Source organism: Luteimonas kalidii (genome assembly GCF_029887935.1).
Taxonomy (GTDB): Bacteria; Pseudomonadota; Gammaproteobacteria; order Xanthomonadales; family Xanthomonadaceae; genus Luteimonas; species Luteimonas kalidii.
On record NZ_JARXRO010000016.1, the window covers coordinates 34,112 to 52,408 of the forward strand.

At 70.8% G+C, this 18,297-nt stretch carries 14 protein-coding genes; 11 read left to right on the plus strand and 3 right to left on the minus strand.

Annotated features, from left to right (window positions below):
- The first annotated feature begins 120 nt into the window (after positions 1 to 120).
- The 11 genes from QFW81_RS10020 (at position 121) to QFW81_RS10070 (ending at position 15,704) form a co-directional block, all read left to right on the plus strand.
- A complete protein-coding gene (locus QFW81_RS10020) occupies positions 121 to 1,284 on the plus strand; it encodes a LysM peptidoglycan-binding domain-containing protein (RefSeq protein ID WP_280578808.1) in 1,164 nt (387 codons plus the stop codon).
- A gap of 93 nt (positions 1,285 to 1,377) precedes the next feature.
- Complete coding sequence (gene dprA, locus QFW81_RS10025; RefSeq protein ID WP_280578639.1) at positions 1,378 to 2,505, plus strand: DNA-processing protein DprA; 1,128 nt, start codon at positions 1,378 to 1,380, stop codon at positions 2,503 to 2,505.
- A gap of 33 nt (positions 2,506 to 2,538) precedes the next feature.
- On the plus strand, positions 2,539 to 3,012 hold the full coding sequence (locus tag QFW81_RS10030; RefSeq protein ID WP_280578640.1) for a DUF494 family protein: 474 nt from the start codon (positions 2,539 to 2,541) through the stop codon (positions 3,010 to 3,012).
- Between the two features lie 90 nt (positions 3,013 to 3,102).
- Positions 3,103 to 3,609 carry a pilin gene (locus QFW81_RS10035; RefSeq protein WP_280578641.1) on the plus strand — a complete coding sequence of 169 codons (507 nt, stop codon included), beginning with the start codon at positions 3,103 to 3,105 and terminating at the stop codon, positions 3,607 to 3,609.
- Between the two features lie 44 nt (positions 3,610 to 3,653).
- Positions 3,654 to 4,625: an RDD family protein gene (locus tag QFW81_RS10040; RefSeq protein ID WP_280578642.1), complete on the plus strand. Its 972-nt coding sequence runs from the start codon at positions 3,654 to 3,656 to the stop codon at positions 4,623 to 4,625.
- A 176-nt stretch (positions 4,626 to 4,801) separates the two neighbouring features.
- Positions 4,802 to 7,351: a DNA topoisomerase I gene (locus tag QFW81_RS10045; protein WP_280578643.1), complete on the plus strand. Its 2,550-nt coding sequence runs from the start codon at positions 4,802 to 4,804 to the stop codon at positions 7,349 to 7,351.
- 179 nt (positions 7,352 to 7,530) lie between these two features.
- The gene (tsaC, locus tag QFW81_RS10050) at positions 7,531 to 8,097 is read left to right on the plus strand and encodes an L-threonylcarbamoyladenylate synthase type 1 TsaC (RefSeq protein WP_280578644.1); all 567 of its coding nucleotides are present in this window, start codon (positions 7,531 to 7,533) and stop codon (positions 8,095 to 8,097) included.
- Between the two features lie 178 nt (positions 8,098 to 8,275).
- Complete coding sequence (gene gltB, locus QFW81_RS10055) at positions 8,276 to 12,733, plus strand: glutamate synthase large subunit (protein WP_280578645.1); 4,458 nt, start codon at positions 8,276 to 8,278, stop codon at positions 12,731 to 12,733.
- Positions 12,730 to 14,211, plus strand: coding sequence for an FAD-dependent oxidoreductase (locus QFW81_RS10060; RefSeq protein WP_280578646.1), 1,482 nt, complete (start codon positions 12,730 to 12,732; stop codon positions 14,209 to 14,211). The genes gltB and QFW81_RS10060 overlap by 4 nt, the downstream gene beginning before the upstream one ends.
- Positions 14,212 to 14,340: 129 nt before the next feature.
- On the plus strand, positions 14,341 to 15,045 hold the full coding sequence (locus QFW81_RS10065) for a DUF4124 domain-containing protein (protein WP_280578647.1): 705 nt from the start codon (positions 14,341 to 14,343) through the stop codon (positions 15,043 to 15,045).
- Positions 15,045 to 15,704 carry a DUF4124 domain-containing protein gene (locus tag QFW81_RS10070; RefSeq protein WP_280578648.1) on the plus strand — a complete coding sequence of 220 codons (660 nt, stop codon included), beginning with the start codon at positions 15,045 to 15,047 and terminating at the stop codon, positions 15,702 to 15,704. Before QFW81_RS10065 ends, QFW81_RS10070 begins: the two co-directional genes overlap by 1 nt.
- 6 nt (positions 15,705 to 15,710) lie before the next feature.
- On the opposite strand, the gene QFW81_RS10075 is transcribed toward QFW81_RS10070, so the two are convergent.
- The 3 genes from QFW81_RS10075 to QFW81_RS10085 all read right to left on the minus strand — a co-directional run.
- Positions 15,711 to 16,145: a VOC family protein gene (locus QFW81_RS10075; protein ID WP_280578649.1), complete on the minus strand. Its 435-nt coding sequence runs from the start codon at positions 16,143 to 16,145 to the stop codon at positions 15,711 to 15,713.
- 122 nt (positions 16,146 to 16,267) lie between these two features.
- A complete protein-coding gene (locus QFW81_RS10080) occupies positions 16,268 to 17,044 on the minus strand; it encodes an SDR family oxidoreductase (protein ID WP_280578650.1) in 777 nt (258 codons plus the stop codon).
- Between the two features lie 168 nt (positions 17,045 to 17,212).
- Positions 17,213 to 18,297, minus strand: a 1,085-nt coding sequence (locus QFW81_RS10085; RefSeq protein ID WP_280578651.1) for a cupin domain-containing protein, incomplete at its 5' end; no start/stop codon positions are given.

An 18,297-nucleotide genomic window follows, 5' to 3' on the forward strand; every position in this document is an offset into this window, starting at 1 on the left:
CAACCGCGCGGAACGGCCTGCCATTGTAGCGCCGGGCGGCTTGCAACCGGCCGCCACTTGTACGCTATAGTGCCGGCGCTGCACGGGGAAATCTTCAAGGGGAGCAATTAGATGGCCCGCATGCTTGAGCGCCTTTCTCAGGGGCTTCGTACGACGTGCGTCGTCGCATTGATGACGGTGGCCACCTACGCCACCGCCCAGACCATGCGTGGCGACCATCCCGACACCTATGTCGTGCAGCGTGGGGATACGCTGTGGGACATCGCGGGCAAGTTCCTGCAACGGCCCTGGCTGTGGCCGGAAATCTGGCAGGCCAACCCGCAGATCAGCAATCCGCACCTGATCTATCCGGGCGACATCATCAGCCTGGCCTACCTCAACCGCGTGACCGCGACGCCGGGCCCGCGCGAGGAAGCGCAGCCGATCAATGCGATCCCGCTGTCGGACATCGAGGCCTTCCTCAAGGACCTGCGCGTGGTCGACGCGTTTGAGCAGCTGCCCTACGTGGTCGGCCTCGAGGAGGACCGCCTGCGCACCACACAGGGTCAGGTCGCCTACATCCGCGGGGTGCCTGAGTCCGTCGCCGGCCAGCGCTACGCCGTGGTGCGCCCGACCGTGCGCTACACCCACGTCGACCGCACCAGCCTGTGCTGCGACCTGTTCCACAAGGACGACCTGGACTTCCGCGGCAAGCGCATCGCCGACTTCGACCAGTACTGGACCAACGTGATCATGCCCGACAAGGGCCAGGAACTGCTGGGCTACGAACTGCAGCGCGTCAACGTCGGCACCATCACCCGCGGCGAGGTCGGCGGCATCCAGGCCAGCACCCTGTTGCTGGACGAGACCGGCCGCGAGGTCCGCATCGGCGACCGCCTGATCCCGATCGACGCGCAGCCCTACGACCTGCAGTTCTTCCCGCATCCGCCGGCGCAGCAGCTCGAATACGGCCGCGCCCGGGTGCTCGCCGTCGCCGATACGCTGTCCCACGGCGGCCCGCGCGACGTGGTGGTGCTGTCGGTCGGCGCCCGCGAGGGCGTGGACAACGGCACCGTGTTCTCGATCTGGCGCGAGGGTACCAATACCGTCGACCGCGTCGAGAAGGGACCCGACCGCGACGCCGACACCGTGTTCTTCGAGAACAAGGTGCGCCTGCCCGACGAGTTCGCAGGCCACGTGATGGTGTTCCGCACTTTCGACAAGGTCAGCTACGGCCTGGTGATGAGCAGCGTCAAGCCGACCCGCATCGGCCACCACCTCAAGCACCCCGACGCGCCGTACTGACGGCGCGCCGCGCGCACGGCGCGGGGTTTTCCGACACGATCCGAAGACGGCGCCCGAGGGCGCCGTCTTCGTCTGCGCGCCATCCTGCGCGGCATGACCGAAGACGATCTCGCCCTGCTGCGGCTGGTGGCGGCCGGTGGCCGCTCAGGACCGCGCCGACACCTGCTCGAGGCCTGCGGCAGTCCGTCCGCCGCGCTGGCGGCAGGCGCGCCTGCCTGGCGCGAAGCCGGCCTCTCGGCACCCCAGGTGCAGGCGCTGCGCACGACCGGAGTCTCCGCCACCGCGTCCGGCTGGCTGGCCGCGCCGGGGCAGCGGGTGGTCGGCTGGCACGACCCGGACTACCCCGCCCTGCTGCGGCGTGTCGCGAGCCCACCGCTGGCCCTGTTCGTTGCCGGCGACATCGACCTGTTGTGGCATCCCTGCGTGGCGATCGTCGGCACGCGTGCACCGACCGCCGGCGGACGCGACCATGCGCGTGGATTCACCCATGCGCTGGTGCGCGCCGGTCTCGGCATCTGCAGCGGTCTGGCCGCAGGCATCGACACCGTCGCCCACACCGCCGCACTGGCCGCCGGCGGCACCACCGTCGCGGTCGTGGGCTGCGGGATCGACCGGCCCTACCCGGCCTCCAACGCGGGCCTGCTGCGCGAGGTGGCGGCGCGCGGAGTGGTGGTCAGCGAGCACCTGCCCGGCACCCCCGCCCGCCGCGAGCATTTCCCGGCGCGCAACCGGATCATCGCCGGGCTGTCGCTCGGCACCCTGGTCGTGGAGGCGGCGCAGCGCTCCGGGGCCCTGATCACCGCGCGCCTGGCCGCCGAGGCGGGGCGCGAGGTGTTCGCGCTGCCGGGTTCGATCCGCAATCCCATGGCGCGCGGCTGCCACCGCCTGATCCGCGACGGCGCGACCCTGGTCGAGGACCCCGGCGAGATCGTGGCCGCGCTTGCGCCGGTGGCCCATGCGCTCGCGGACGCCTTGCGAAGCCGTCTCGGGGCCCCCATCCATGGGGCCGGAAGCGTCGCCGCGGACGCCGCCGGACGTCCGCTGCCGGATGATCCTGACTACCAGCGCTTGTGGTCGGCCATCGGCCATGACCCAAGCCCTATGGATCAACTGCTGGAACGTTCCGGATTGACGACCGCGGTGGCCTCGTCCATGCTGCTGCTCATGGAGCTGGATGGCCGGGTCGTGCAGGCGCACGGCCGGTATTCCCGAAAGTCCTGACACACCGCGCCCACGGGCGCAGGCCGGGGGGAAATGAAAGAAAGCATCCTGGACGTCCTGCTCTACCTGTTCGAACACTATTTCACCGAAGACGCGGACCTCGTCCGCGACCGAGACTCGCTCCAGGCCGGCCTGCTCCAGGCCGGATTCAGTCCGGCGGAAATCAGCAAGGCCTTCGACTGGCTCGACGCCCTGGCCGACCAGCGCCCGGTCGCCGGACGCCCCCGCGCCGACGGCCCGACCCGCGTCTACTTCGGCCCCGAACTGGACAAGCTCGACGTCGAATGCCGCGGCTTCCTGCTGTTCCTCGAACAGCACGGGATCCTCGATGCCGACCAGCGCGAACTGGTGCTCGACCGGGCGATGGCCCTGGACCAGGACGAGCTCGACCTGGACGACCTGAAGTGGGTGGTGCTGATGGTGCTGTTCAACCAGCCCGGAAGCGAGGCCGCCTACGCGTGGATGGAAACCCAGATGTTCGCGGACGAGCCCGAGCCGGTGCACTAGCGACACCGGAGACACCCTCCACCCGGGCCTCATCAGGTCGCGCGGCAACGCGGCCTCTCCTCTGCTCCACCTCCGCAAGGGACTGCACGCGTGAACCACCCGCCCCGGGGCGCGGCACCGCCGCCCCTGCCTCCCCGCTCCGCCCGGCCGACTGCGGACGCCGCGCGCAGGCGCGGCTGCCTGATCGCGCTGGTCGTCGCGGGCTGCCTGCTGGTCCCGGTGGTCGCGATCCTGGCCGCGATCGCGGTCCCCGCCTACCACGATTACCTGGGCCGGTCGCAGGTCGGCCGGGCATTGGCCGCGGCCGGGCCGCTGCAGCCGGCGGTGGCCGCGTTCGTCGCGGAGCACCGGCGCTGCCCCGTCAACGGGGATCCGGGGTTCGAGCCCGCCGAGGCCTACACCGGCCCGGCGCACGCATCGATCGTCTTCGGCGAGAGCGACGAGCAGGTGTGCGCGATCGAACTGCTGCTGCAGGCCGATCGCCACGAGGCCGTCGATGGTCATCGCCTCTGGCTCGAATACGATGTCGCCGGGGACCGCTGGGGCTGCAGCGCCGAACCCGACGACCGCTACCTGCCCGCGCACTGCCGCGGCTGATCCACGCCGCGGGGAGCGGCGCACACAGAGCAAGGGGGACAACGATGTCGATGTGGTACTACGCCGATCGCGAGCACGCCCGCCAGGGACCGGTCGAGGCCGCCGAGCTGGTGCGCCTGCGCCTGCAGGGGCGCCTGGACTGGGAGAGCCTGGTCTGGCGCGAAGGCATGGACGAGTGGCGGCCGATGCGGGAGTTCGCGGGCGAGCTGGCCCAGGCCGATGACCGCGGCCTCGGCCCCGCCCCGACGCCCCCCATGGGCGAACCGGGTGCCCGGGCCGTCGCGCAGTCCCATGCCGAACGGTCCGAGCCCGGGACGCCCGGCGCCATCGGTGGGCCGGGCCCCGCCGCGGCCGACCCGGACTCGCCATATGCCCCGCCACGGGCCACCGTGTCCGCCGATCCGGCCGTGATCGCCGGCGGCGAGGTGGTCCAGGCCGGCTTCTGGAAGCGGTTCGCGGCGATGGTGATCGACGGCCTGGTCACGGCCGCCGCGTCGTGGGCCGTGCAGATCCCGCTGTTCCTGCTCGCCGGGGTCGGCGCAACCAGCGACCTGTTCTCGACGGGCGGCTCGATCGGGATCCTGCTGGTCTCCTACGGCATCGGGTTCGTGATCCCGCTGTTCTACTTCGCCTGGATGCATTCCTCGTCCAGCCAGGCCTCGCTGGGCAAGCTGGCGGTGGGGATCAAGGTCACGCGCGGTTCGGGGGAACGAATCAGCTTCGCCCGCGCACTCGGTCGCTATGCGGCCTACTTCCTGACCGTGGTGTTCAGTTTCGGCCTGGGGGCGCTGGTCTCGGGCCTGACCGTCGGCCTGGGGCAGCGCAAGCAGGCCCTGCACGACATGATGTGCGACACCCTGGTGGTCGACCGGTGGGCCTTCACCGACCGCCCGGACCTGCAGCGGCGCGAGCTCGGGGTGGTGACCTGGGTGGTGCTGGTGATCGGGCTGGGCCTGCTGGGCCTGATGCTGATCGGAATCGTGGCGGCGATCGCAATTCCGGCCATGAACGGCTGACCGGCGCCCGCCGCCGGGGCCGCCCTTGCTTGACACGGCCGCACGCGGCGTGATTCCACTATAAATAGCGCCGCACCTGAACGGCGCCGACCGAACGCCCGGGCATCCCCGGGCGTCGTAGTCTTCGAATCCCCCCGAGCGGCGTGGCCGGAAGCCGCGCCCGGAACCCTACCCCGATGGCCAAGAACCTCCTCATCGTCGAGTCGCCCGCCAAGGCCAAGACGATCAACAAGTACCTCGGCAAGGACTTCCAGGTCCTGGCTTCGTATGGCCACGTCCGCGACCTGGTGCCCAAGGAGGGCGCGGTCGACCCCGACAACGGCTTCGCGATGCGCTACGAGCTGATCGAGCGCAACGAGAAGCACGTCGAGGCGATCGCCAAGGCCGCCCGCGCCGCCGACGGCATCTGGCTGGCGACCGACCCGGATCGCGAGGGCGAGGCGATCAGCTGGCACATCGCCGAGATCCTGCGCGAGCGCGGCCTGCTCGAGGGCAAGGAGCTGCAGCGGGTGGTGTTCACCGAGATCACGCCGCGCGCGATCAAGGAAGCGATGGGCCACCCGCGGCACATCGCCGACGAACTGGTCGACGCCCAGCAGGCGCGGCGCGCACTGGACTACCTGGTCGGCTTCAACCTGTCGCCGGTACTGTGGCGCAAGATCAAGGCCGGTCTGTCGGCCGGACGCGTGCAGTCGCCGGCGCTGCGGATGATCGTCGAGCGCGAGGAGGAGATCGAGGCGTTCAAGGCGCGCGAGTACTGGACCATCGAGGCCGAGTGCGCGCATCCCTCGCAGGCCTTCGGCGCCAAGCTGGTCAAGCTCGACGGGCAGAAGTTCGAACAGTTCACCATCACCGACGGCGAGACCGCCGAGGATGCACGGTCGCGCATCGCCGCCGCCGCGCAGGGCGCGCTGCACGTCACCGACGTGGCCAGCAAGGAGCGCAAGCGCCGGCCTTCGCCACCGTTCACCACCTCCACCCTGCAGCAGGAGGCCGCGCGCAAGCTCGGCTTCACCACCCGCCGCACCATGCAGGTCGCGCAGAAGCTGTACGAGGGCGTGGCGATCGGCGAGGAAGGCACGGTCGGCCTGATCACCTACATGCGTACCGACTCGGTGAACCTGTCGCAGGACGCGCTGGGTGAGATCCGCGACGTGATCGCGCGCGACTTCGGCACCGCCTCGGTGCCGGACAAGCCCAACGTCTACCAGACCAAGTCCAAGAACGCGCAGGAGGCGCACGAGGCCGTGCGCCCGACCTCCGCGCTGCGCACGCCATCCCAGGTGGCGCGTTTCCTCAGCGACGACGAGCGCCGGCTGTACGAGCTGGTGTGGAAGCGCGCGGTCGCCTCGCAGATGATCCCGGCCACCCTCAACACCGTGACCGTGGACCTGGCCGCCGGCGCCGAGCACGCGTTCCGCGCCTCCGGCACCACGGTCACCGTGTCCGGCTTCCTGGCCGTGTACGAGGAGGGCAAGGACAGCAAGGGCAAGGAGGACGAGGACGAGGGCCGCAAGCTGCCGGCGATGAAGCTGGGCGACCGGATTCCGCTCGACCGCATCCACGCCGACCAGCACTTCACCCAGCCGCCGCCGCGCTACACCGAAGCCTCGCTGGTCAAGGCGCTCGAGGAGTACGGCATTGGCCGCCCCTCGACCTATGCCTCGATCATCCAGACCCTGACCGGCAAGCAGTACGCGGTCCTCGACGGGCGCGCGTTCAAGCCGACCGACGTCGGCCGCGCGGTGTCGAAGTTCCTGAGCAACCATTTCGCCAAGTACGTCGATTACGACTTCACCGCCAACCTCGAGGACGAACTCGACGCGGTGAGTCGCGGCGAGGAGGCGTGGATCCCGCTGATGGAGAAGTTCTGGGGGCCGTTCAAGCAGCAGGTCGACGACAAGAAGGCCACCCTCGACAAGTCCGACGCCGGCAGCGTGCGCGTGCTGGGCGAGGATCCGAAGAGCGGCCGCCAGGTCAGCGCGCGGATCGGCAAGTTCGGGCCGCTGGTCCAGATCGGCACGGTCGAGGACGAGGACAAGCCGCGCTTCGCGTCGCTGCGCCCGGGCCAGAGCATCTATTCGATCTCGCTGGACGAGGCGCTGGAACTGTTCCTGCTGCCGCGCGTACTGGGCCAGGACAAGGGCGAGGACGTGAGCGTGGGCATCGGACGCTTCGGCCCGTTCGCGCGCCGCGGCGACACCTACGCCTCGCTCAAGAAGGACGACGACCCGTACAAGATCGACCTCGCCCACGCGGTGGCGCTGATCGAGGAGAAGGAGGAGATCGCGCGCAACCGGGTGATCAAGGAATTCCCGGGCAGCGACATCCAGGTGCTCAACGGCCGCTACGGGCCGTACATCAGCGACGGGCGACTCAACGGCAAGATCCCGAAAGACCGCGAGCCGGCCTCGCTGACCCTGGAGGAAGTGGCGAAGCTGCTGGAGGAGACCGGCAAGCCGGCGCGCCGCGGCTTCGGTGCGAAGAAGGCAGCGAAGAAGGCCCCGGCGAAGAAGGCGGCTGCGGGCAAGGCACCGGCGCAGAAGGCGGCTGCGAAGAAGACCGCGAAAAAGGCCACGAAGAAGACGGCGTCTAAGAAGGCTGCCGGCAAGGGCGCGCGCCCGCTGTCGGCCGATCTCGAGCCCGCCCGGCCGCTGGTGACCGCCGCGCGTTTCGAGCCGGGCAAGAAGCGGGTGATCAAGAAGTCCGACAGCGCGCCGTTCTGACCGCACTGGTGCGCCGCCCCGCGGGGTGGGCGGCCATGCGGGTGCGTCTCCGGTCGGCGGCCGGGGACGTCCGGGGAAGGCGTTCCGGGGCGGCGCCGGCCTCCGGGGCCTGGCATCGGCAAGCGGCCGGGGTCCATGCGCCTTGGCCGGCCGCACGCTCCGTTCGCTAAGCTGTGGCGATGCACGTAGTCACGCCCGCCGCCATCGACCAGGCCGTCGCCGTCCTGCGCGGCGGCGGCGTCATCGCCTATCCCACCGAGGGTGTCTGGGGTCTGGGTTGCGATCCGTTCGACGAAACCGCGGTGCTGCGCCTGCTGGCGCTCAAGCAGCGCACGGTCGACAAGGGCCTGATCCTGGTCGCCGCCACCGCCGCCCAGTTCGACACCCTGGTCGACTGGGCGGGCCTGGACGATGCGCAGCGCGACGCGGTGCTGGCCAGCTGGCCCGGCCCGCACACCTGGATCGTCCCGGTGACGGCGCGCGTGCCGCGCTGGATCCGGGGCGACCACGACGGGGTCGCCGTGCGGGTCAGCTCGCATCGCGGCGTGGCGGACCTGTGCGCCGGCTTCGGCGGGCCGCTGGTGTCCACCAGCGCAAACGTCGCCGGCGATCCGGCGCCGACCACACGCGCCGGACTTGGACCCGTGATCAGCGCCGGCGTGGATCTGGTCGTTGCCGGGGAAACCGACGGACGGGGCACGGCCAGCACCCTGCGCGATGCGCGAACAGGTCGCCAACTCCGCTGAAAACGCACGTTTTTCGCCCTGTTTTGCTTTCAACGGCAACCAACCGGCAGGCGCCGTTGCCGCGTCGCACAATTTGTGATCTAGTCGGGGTCGTGGACGCGCCGCCGGGCGCTGGATTGCGATGCCCCGGCTCCGATTCCCACGCCACCTGCCACCTGACCCAACGACGACGACGACGATGCGGGCACTCCCGGATCGGGGGCTCCATGACCCCCGCGATGAGCACGACAGCTGTGGTTTCGGCCTGATCGCGAAGATCGAGGGCGACCCCGAGCGGGCGATCGTGGACATCGCACTCGAGGCCCTGTCGCGCATGGCGCACCGCGGCGGCGTCAATGCCGACGGCCTCTCGGGCGACGGCTGCGGCGTGCTGATCCACGGCGCCGAAGGTTTCGTGCGGACGCTGGCGCAGGCGTCCGGATTTCCTCTGCACGACGGTCCGGTCGCCGCCGGCATGGTGTTCCTGCCGCACGACGAGGCGGCCGCCGCGCGCTGCCGCGACGAACTCGGTCGCCAGCTCGCGCAGGTCGGCGTGCGCGTCGCCGGCTGGCGCATGGTCCCGCTGGACCTGGAGGCCTGCGGCAAGCTGGCGCGGTCCTCGGTGCCGCGCGTGGAGCAGGTGTTCGTGGAGAGCGACGAGACCGCCACCGACGCGCTCGAACGCGCTTTGTTCCTGGCCCGGCGCCGCAGCGAGCAGGCGCTGCACGAGGTCGAGGACTTCTACGTGGTCGGCCTGTCGCCTCGCCTGCTCGGCTACAAGGGCATGGTGCTGCCCAGCCACCTGCGGCAGTTGTTCCCCGACCTGTCGCACCCGGCACTGGCCGCGCGCGCGGTGGTGTTCCACCAGCGTTTCTCCACCAACACCCTGCCGCGCTGGCCGCTGGCGCATCCGTTCCGGCGCCTGGCGCACAACGGAGAGATCAACAGCATCGAGGGCAATCGCCGCTGGGCGCAGGCGCGCAAGGACGTGTGGCGCTCACCGCTGCTGGACGTGTCCGAGTTCGAATCCACCGTGACCATGCACGGCTCGGACTCGCAGTCGCTGGACAACATGCTGGAGTGGCTGCTGCTCGGCGGCATGGACCTGCTGCAGGCGATGCGGATCCTGATCCCGCCGGCGACCCAGTCGCTGGAGTACAAGGACACCGACCTCGCCGCGTTCTACGAGTACTACTCGATCAATTCCGAGCCCTGGGACGGACCGGCCGGCGTGGTGATGTGCGATGGCCGCTTCGCCGCCTGCACGCTCGACCGCAACGGCCTGCGCCCGGCGCGCTGGACGCTGTCGAAGGACGGCGTGTTCGTGATCGCCTCCGAAGCCGGCGTGTGGGACCTGCCGCCCGCAGACGTGGTGGCCAAGGGCAAGCTCGGCCCGGGCGAGATGATCGCGATCGACCTCGAAGGCGGCCGCCTGCTCGACAACGACGCCATCGACGACGTCAACCGCGCCCGTGCGCCCTACAAGCAGTGGCTCAAGCGCGGCATGAGCTGGCTGCACACCGAGCTGATCGACCCGGCGCTGACCGACGCGCCGTTCACGCCGGAAACGCTGCTCGCGTTCCAGAAGCTGTTCCAGCTCTCGCGCGAGGAGCAGGAAGCGGTGCTGCGTCCGCTGGCCGAAACCGAACAGGAAGGCATCGGTTCGATGGGCGACGACGTGCCCATGGCGGCCATCAGCCAGCGCGTGCGCCCGCTGTACGACTGCTTCCGCCAGGCCTTCGCCCAGGTCACCAACCCGCCGATCGACCCGATCCGCGAGGACTGCGTGATGACGCTCTCCACCCAGATCGGGCGCGAGGGCAATCTGTTCCTGGACCAGGCCGAGAACGTCCACCACGTGATGCTCAACTCGCCGGTGCTGTCGCAGCGCAAGCTGCACCAGCTGCTGGCGCTGCCGCGGTTCGCCGCCGCGCACCGCTACCTCGACCTGTACTTCGACCAGCGCACGTCGCTGCGCGATGCGATCGACCGCCTGTGTGCCGAGGCCGAGGCCGCGGTGCGCGAGGGCGTCGAACTGCTGATCCTCAGCGACCGCCGCCCGCGCCGCGGCCACGCCGCCGTGCACGCACTGCTCGCCACCGGCGCGGTGCACCTGCACCTGGTGCGCCAGGGGCTGCGCTGCGACGCCAACCTGATCGTCGAGACCGGCACCGCGCGCGACCCGCACCACTTCGCCTGCCTGATCGGCTTCGGCGCGACTGCGGTCTACCCGTTCCTCGCCTACCAGACCCTGGCCGCGCTCGCGCGCCGCGGACTGCTCGGCGGCAAGACCAGCAACGAGCCGCTGCAGGTCGGGCGCAGCTATCGCCGCGGGATCAAGAAGGGCCTGCTCAAGATCCTGTCGAAGATGGGCATCGGCAGCATCGCCAGCTATCGCGGCGCGCAGCTGTTCGAGATCGTGGGTCTGGACGAGGACGTGGTGGCGACGTGCTTCGAAGGCACGCCGTCGCGCATCCGCGGCTCCGGCTTCGCGCGCCTGGAGCGCGATGCGTGGACGCTGGCCGAACACGGCTGGGACGACAACGCCCTGCCCGAGCCCGGCGGCCTGATGCGCTACGTGCACGGCGGCGAGTACCACCAGTACAACCCCGACGTGGTGACCAGCCTGCAGCGCGCGGTGCTGACCGGCGAACGCGCGGACTGGAAGGTCTACGCCGACCATGTCGACACGCGCCCGCCCGCGGCATTGCGCGACCTGCTGCGGCTCGTGCCGCTCGGTGCACCGGTGCCGATCGACGAGGTCGAACCGGTGTCGTCGATCGTCAGGCGCTTCGATTCCGCGGCGATGAGCCTGGGCGCGCTGTCTCCCGAGGCGCACGAGGCGCTCGCCATCGCCATGAACCGCCTCGGCGGGCGCAGCAACTCCGGCGAGGGCGGAGAGGATCCCGCGCGCTACGGCACCGAGAAGCGCAGCAAGATCAAGCAGATCGCGTCGGGCCGTTTCGGCGTCACGCCCGAGTACCTGATCAATGCCGAGGTGCTGCAGATCAAGGTCGCGCAGGGCGCCAAGCCCGGCGAAGGCGGCCAGCTGCCGGGCAGCAAGGTCAACCCGCTGATCGCGCGGCTGCGCTACGCCAAGCCCGGCATCGGCCTGATCTCGCCGCCGCCGCACCACGACATCTATTCGATCGAGGACCTCGCGCAGCTGATCTTCGACCTGCGCCAGATCAATCCCTCGGCGCTGATCTCGGTCAAGCTGGTCGCGCATGCCGGCGTGGGCACCATTGCCGCGGGGGTGGTCAAGGCCGGTGCGGACCTGATCACCATCTCCGGCCACGACGGCGGCACCGGCGCGAGCCCGCTGGGCTCGATCCGCTACGCCGGTGCGCCGTGGGAACTGGGCCTGTCGGAGGCGCGCCAGGCGCTGCAGTCCAACGAGCTGCGCGAGCGCGTGCTGCTGCAGACCGACGGCGGCCTGAAGACCGGCCTGGACGTGGTCAAGGCGGCCATGCTGGGCGCCGACAGCTTCGGCTTCGGCACCGCGCCGATGATCGCGCTGGGCTGCAAGTACCTGCGCATCTGCCACCTCAACAACTGCGCCACCGGCGTGGCCACCCAGGACGAGCGCCTGCGCTCGGCCCATTTCACCGGCCTGCCCGAGCGGGTCGAGAATTTCTTCCGCAATATCGCGCAGGACGTGCGCGAACTGCTGGCCTCGCTGGGCGCGCGCTCGCTGGACGAGATCGTCGGCCGCACCGACCTGCTCGAGCAGCACCTGCGCCATACCCGCGAGGAGGTCGACATCGACCTGTCGCGCCTGCTGGCGCGCGATCCCGCGCAGGCGTCCGCGTATTGCGGTGCGCCCGCGCTGCAGGCACCGCCGGGCGGGCTGGCGGCGCGGCTCGAGGCGGAACTGGCGGCGGTGGTCGAGCGCGCGGGCGGCGGCGAGTACGCCTACCCGATCACCAACACCGACCGCAGCATCGGCACCCGACTGTCGGGGCTGATCGCGCGCCACCACGGCAATACCGGCATGGCCACGCGACCGCTGACGCTGCGCCTGACCGGAAGCGCGGGACAGAGCTTCGGCGCGTTCAATGCAGGCGGCCTGCACCTGCTGCTGGAGGGCGAGGCCAACGACTACGTCGGCAAGGGCATGGCCGGCGGCTGCATCGTGCTCTCGCCGCCGCAGGCCAGCGCGTTCGAGTCGCGGCATGCGCCGATCCTCGGCAACACCTGCCTGTACGGCGCCACCGGCGGCGAGCTATACGCCGCCGGCCGTGCCGGGGAGCGCTTCGCGGTGCGAAACTCCGGCGCGGTCGCGGTGGTGGAAGGCGCCGGCGACCACTGCTGCGAGTACATGACCGGCGGCACCGTGGTCGTACTGGGTCGCACCGGCCTGAACTTCGGCGCCGGCTTCACCGGCGGCCTGGCCTATGTGCTCGACCTGGACCGCGATTTCGTCGACCGCTACAACCACGAACTGATCGACATCGTGCGCATCTCGCCGGAAGGCTTCGACAACTACCGCCAGCACCTGACCGATCTGCTCGAGGCCCATGCACGCCTGACCGGCAGCGCGTGGAGCGCGCGCGTGGTCGACGAGTTCCGCGACTTCGTCGGCAAGTTCTGGCTGGTCAAGCCCAAGGCCGCGAGCCTCGAGGCGCTGGCCAACGAACTGCGGAGAGCCGCATGAGCAAGAAGCAGGTATTCCAGTTCCTCGACGTGCCGCGCGAGATGCCGCGCAAGATACCGCTGCAGCTGCGCACCGAGGGCGACTGGAACGAGCTGTACGGCAAGTTCGGCCAGGCCGATGCCGCCTACCAGTCCGGGCGCTGCCTGGACTGCGGCAACCCGTACTGCGAGTCCAAGTGCCCGGTGCACAACTACATCCCCAACTGGCTGCAGCTGGTGGAGGAAGGACGCATCCTCGAAGCGGCGGCGCTGTGCCACGAGACCAACCCGCTGCCGGAGATGTGCGGCCGCGTGTGCCCGCAGGACCGCCTGTGCGAGGGCGCCTGCACGCTCAACGCCGGCTTCGGCGCGGTGACCATCGGCGCGGTCGAAAAGTACATCGTCGACACCGCGTTCGAGCAGGGCTGGCGACCGGACCTGTCGAAGGTCGTGCCCACCGGCCGCCACGTGGCGATCGTCGGCGCCGGTCCCGCGGGACTCGCCTGCGCAGACCGCCTGCTGCGCAACGGCATCGCCGCGACCGTGTTCGACCGCTACGAGCAGATCGGCGGCCTGATGCAGTTCGGCATCCCCAGCTTCAAGCTCGACAAGTCGGTGATCGCGACCCGGCGCGAGGTGCTCGAGGAGATGGGGGTGCGCTTCCGGCTCGGGGTCGAGATCGGTCGCGACGTCGCACTCGGCACCCTGCTGACGGACTACGACGCGGTATTCCTGGGCCTGGGCGCCTACCGCTACACCGACGGCGGCCTCGCCGGGCAGGACCTGGCGGGCGTCCTGCCGGCGCTGCCGTTCCTGGTGCAGAACGGGCGCATCGTCACCGGGCGCGAGCCCCAGGGTCGGCCGATCGCCGGCTGGGAAGACCGGCTGGAGCTGCCCGACCTCGCCGGCAAGCGCGTGGTGGTGCTCGGCGGCGGCGACACCGGCATGGACTGCGTGCGATCGGCGGTGCGCCTCGGTGCGGCCAGCGTCACCTGCGCCTACCGCCGCGACGAGGCCAACATGCCCGGCTCCGCGCGCGAGGTGGCGAACGCGCGCGAGGAAGGCGTGCGCTTCCTGTTCAACCGCCAGCCGCTGGCGATCGAATCGGCCGACGGTCGCCAGGCATCGGGCGTGCGCGTGGTCGAGACCCGGCTCGGCGAGCCGGATGCCAACGGCCGCCGCAGCGCGGTCGCCGTCGCGGGCAGCGAGTCGCTGATCGACGCCGACGTGGTGATCATCGCCTTCGGCTTCTCGCCGCGGCTTCCCGACTGGCTCGCCAATTCGGGTGTGCAGGCGCGCGAGAACGGCCGCATCATCGCCGGCGGCAACGACCGCCTGCCCTACCAGACCGCGCATCCGCGCCTGTTCGCTGGCGGCGACTGCGTACGCGGTGCCGACCTGGTGGTGACCGCTGTGCAGGAAGGCCGCGACGCCGCGGTGGCGATCGCACGCATGCTGCGCGAGACGGCGGGCATGCAATCGGCGCTGGACGCGGCCTGATCGAACGCACTGAGGCACGCATCGCCATGGACGATGCGTCTTCGAGCAGCCGGCCGTTGGGGTTGAACTGATCCTGACCGCGTGGCCCGGTGGTTTGCCGCCTCGCGGCGGCGGGGTCAAGATAGGCCAATGCGCCCGCGTCCTGCCACCTGCCTGCTTGCCCTGCTGTTCGTCGGCGCGGGCGCACGTGGGGCCGATCCGGTCACGGTGTACCGCTGCACCGACGCCAGTGGCCACGTCACCCTCGGAGACGTGCCATGCGAGACGGGATCGGCCGAACAGGTGCGGCGGCTGCAGCGCCCTGTCGATGGGCCCGCTGCGCCGCCGGTCGCCGCCGCGCCGGCTCCTGTGGACGAGCCACCGCCCGTCCCCCGGGTGGTGGTGGTCCGCACGCCGCAGCCGATGTACGAATGCACCACGCCCGACGGCGAGCGCTACACCAGCGACGACGGCGAGGGCAATCCCCGCTGGGTGCCGCTCTGGACGCTCGGGTATCGCGCCGACCGACATGGTCCGGGGCGCGACGCCGGTCGCCGCGACACGCGCGAAGCCGGCTCGGTCTGGAGTCGCGTCGGCGCGCCGCCGCCGGAGCGGAACGGGGACCTGGACAGACCGTCGCGGCCGCCCCATGGCGCACGCGCGTATGGGGCCGGCACCTGGGTCCGCGACACCTGCCATGCCCTGCCCCAGGGCGAAGTCTGCGCCCGCCTGGTCGATCGCCGCGAGGAGATCCGGCGGCGCTTCTTCAATGCCCAGGAGCGCGAGCGCGACACCCTGCGCCGCGAGGAACGCGGCATCAACGAGCGCCTCGCCGCCGACTGCGGGCGTCGCTGATGGCCAGGCCCGCGTGGACACTCGCCTGCCTGGCGCTGCTGCTCGCCGGAAGTGCGGTGCCGGCGCAGGACGCCAGCACGATCTACCGCTGCACCGCGGCCGATGGCGAGGTGACGATCCAGAACGGCACGCCGTGCCCGGCCGGCGCCCGGCAGGAAATCCGCCAGGTCGATGCCCTGCCCACCCGCCCCCCGCCGCCCACCGCCGGCGGGCTGACGGTGGTCGAGGAGCCCGCCTACGTCCCGCCTCCGCTCTCCAGCTTCGTGCAGGTGGCCGGGCCGCAGGACGAACCGATCACCGGCCCGCCGCGACCTGCCTTGCCCGCGGCCGCGCGGATCCCTCCGGCCGACCGGCTGCCGCCGCCACCGATCTTCCGGTGCGAAACCTGGGACAACGACAGCTACGTCAGCGAGGATCCCGCACCCAAGCCGCGCTGCGTGCGGCTGGACACCGCCGGCGTGGGCCAGGCATGCGAGAACAAGTACGACCTGTGCGCGCGGATCGGCGACCGGGATGCCTGCGACGGATGGAAACAGCGCCAGCGCGAAATCGAATCGGGCTGGCGCCACGCGCGCGGGCAGGACAAGCCCGCGCTGCAGGAGGAGTTCGCACGGGTGACGAAGATCCTCACCGACTCCACCTGCGCGTTGCCGCCCTGAGCGTGCTCAGGCGTCGAACGTGATGTGCACCGAGTCCGCGCTGCGCTGCGCCGGTCCGTGGTGGACTGCTTCGACGTTGTTGCCGTCCGGATCCAGCACGAACGCGGCGTAGTAGCCCGGATGGTAGGGCCGCTCGCCCGGGGCGCCGTGGTCGCGCCCGCCGTGCGCGAGCGCCGCGGCGTGGAAAGCCTCCACCGCCGCCCGGTCGCGCGCCTGGAACGCGAAATGGTGGCGTCCGGTGAGTTCGCCCGCCGCCGCCTCGCTGTCGGCGCTGGAGACGAACAGTTCGTCGGCCCAGAACCAGTCCTCGCCCCCGCCGCCCATCGGGATGCCGAGCGCCGCCAGCACCGCCTCGTAGAAGCGCCGGCTGGCCGCGACGTCGCGCACCACCAGGTGCAGGTGGTCGATCAGGCGACCACGATGGAGTTCCTGCGTGTCCATTGCCACTCCTCCCGCTGGATGGCCGGGACCGTAGCCGGCGAAGCGTGCGGCACCCGTGAAAGACAAGACATGATCGACCGGTCTCCGGATGGTTCGCGATACCCCTCCCGCGAGGCTGCGTTCTAGAACCCGTAGCGCAGGAACCCGCCGTCGACCGCAATGCACTCGCCGGTGATGTAGGCCGCCGCCGGCAGGCACAGGAAGGCGACCGCCGCGGCGACCTCCTCCGGCTCGCCGATCCTGCCCATGGGCGTGCGCAGCAGCACTTCGTCCAGGTAGTCGGGGTCGGACAGCTTGCCCGAGGTGCGACGCGTGCGGATGTACCAAGGCGCGACCGCGTTCACGCGCACGCCGTCCTCGGCCCACTCGACCGCGAGGTTGCGCGTCATCTGGTGCATCGCGGCCTTGCTCATGCCGTAGGGCGCGCCGCTGCGCACGTGGGTGATGCCCGACACGCTGCCGACGTTGACGATGCACGAGGCCGGGTGCTGCGTAAGCAGCGGGTGGGCGTAGCGGCACAGTTCGAATGCGCTGAACACGTTGACCTCGAAGATCTCCCGCCACTCGTCCTCTTCGTAGTCGTTGGCGCCGCGGGTGAGGTTGCCGCCGGCGTTGTTGACCAGGATGTTCAGGCCCTCGCCCTGGTCCTCGACCCAGTCAAGCACTTCGCGCCGCTGTTCGTCGTCGGATACGTCGCCGATGAAGGCGCGCACGTCGCCGGCGGGAAATTCGTCGGCCAGTTCGTCGCGCGCGGCCTCGAGCGCGTCGCCGTTGCGCGCCACCACCAGCACGGTGGCGCCGAAGCCGAGCAGCTCGCGCGCGATGGCGTGGCCGATGCCGGCGCTTCCGCCGGTGACGAGTGCGAGCTGTCCATCCAGGCGCCAGCGGTGCGGGTCCATTTTCGCGTCCAAGACCGGGTTAGGCCTAGGATAGCGCCCGCCCGGTCGCGGGGAGCCGCCGTGTACCGGATCGCCACGTCCATCGCGCTCGCCGCCGTCCGGCGGCGCGTCGCCCGGCGCATTCCCGTGGGGCCCGCTTCGCCGACGTCCGCCCGAGCCCCGGGCCACTCAGGGCGTACGCGAGGCCTCGTCGAACACGATGAAGATCACCAGGTCCTGTTCGCCGAGCTGGCGCAGTCCGTGGCGGTCGCCATTGCGCGTGAGGATCGCATCGCCGGGCCCCACCTCGCGCACGGCGCCGTTGAGCATCAGTTCCCCCCGCCCGGACAGCACGTAGTAGATCTCGTCCTTGTCGTTGACGTGGTCGCCGATGGTCGCGCCCGGATGCAGCGCACGCTTGCGGAAGACCAGCGGCAACCCCGTGGCGTCGGCGAAGAAGGGATAGGCGGTGGTGGTGCCTTCTCCTTCGTGGGGGCCCGGCTGGACGGTGGCGATCGTGCGCTCGTCCACCACGGCGGAGGGCGACACCGCGGGCGTCGCAGAAACTGGAATCGCCGCGCAATCACCTGGTCTGACCGGCCGCACCGGTGCACCGGCGTCGGCCGAACGCCAGCCGGCCGCCACCAGGCAGGCGATCGCCTGCGCACCGGCCGCGCTGAAATGGGTGTCGTCGCGCTGACCCTGCGCCGGCACGTGCATGAAGTACGGCCTGGACGCCGCGTCGCCCAGGCCGCGCAACCAGTCCATGCTCAGCGTGTTGAGGTCGACCAGGGCGACGCCTTGGCGCGCCGCGAGGTCGCGCACGGCCTGCGGAAACGGGCCGTGGGTGTCGAGTAGCTGGCCGCCGTCGAACTTGCGCCGGGCCACCGGAGTCACCAGCACCGGTGTGGCGCCGCGTTCGAGCGCCAGGTCGACGTAGCGCATCAGCCAGGCCGGATAAGCGGTTCCGGGATCGCTGTAGCGCGCCGGATCCTCCACCTTCGCATCGTTGTGGCCGAACTGCACCAGCAACACGTCTCCTGCGCGCAGGTCCCGCGCAATCGCCGCGAGCCAGCCCTGTTCGATGAAACTGCGCGCGCTACGTCCACTCTGCGCGTGGTTGCGCACCTCCCAGCCGTCCGCCAGCCAAGGCTGCAGCCGCATTCCCCAGCCTTCGCGCGGGGCGCGTTCAGCCGGATACGCGCTGGCCGTGGAATCGCCGGCAATGAACACCCGGCGCGGTCCGGCGGCGTGTGCCGTCGCGACCGCGCACG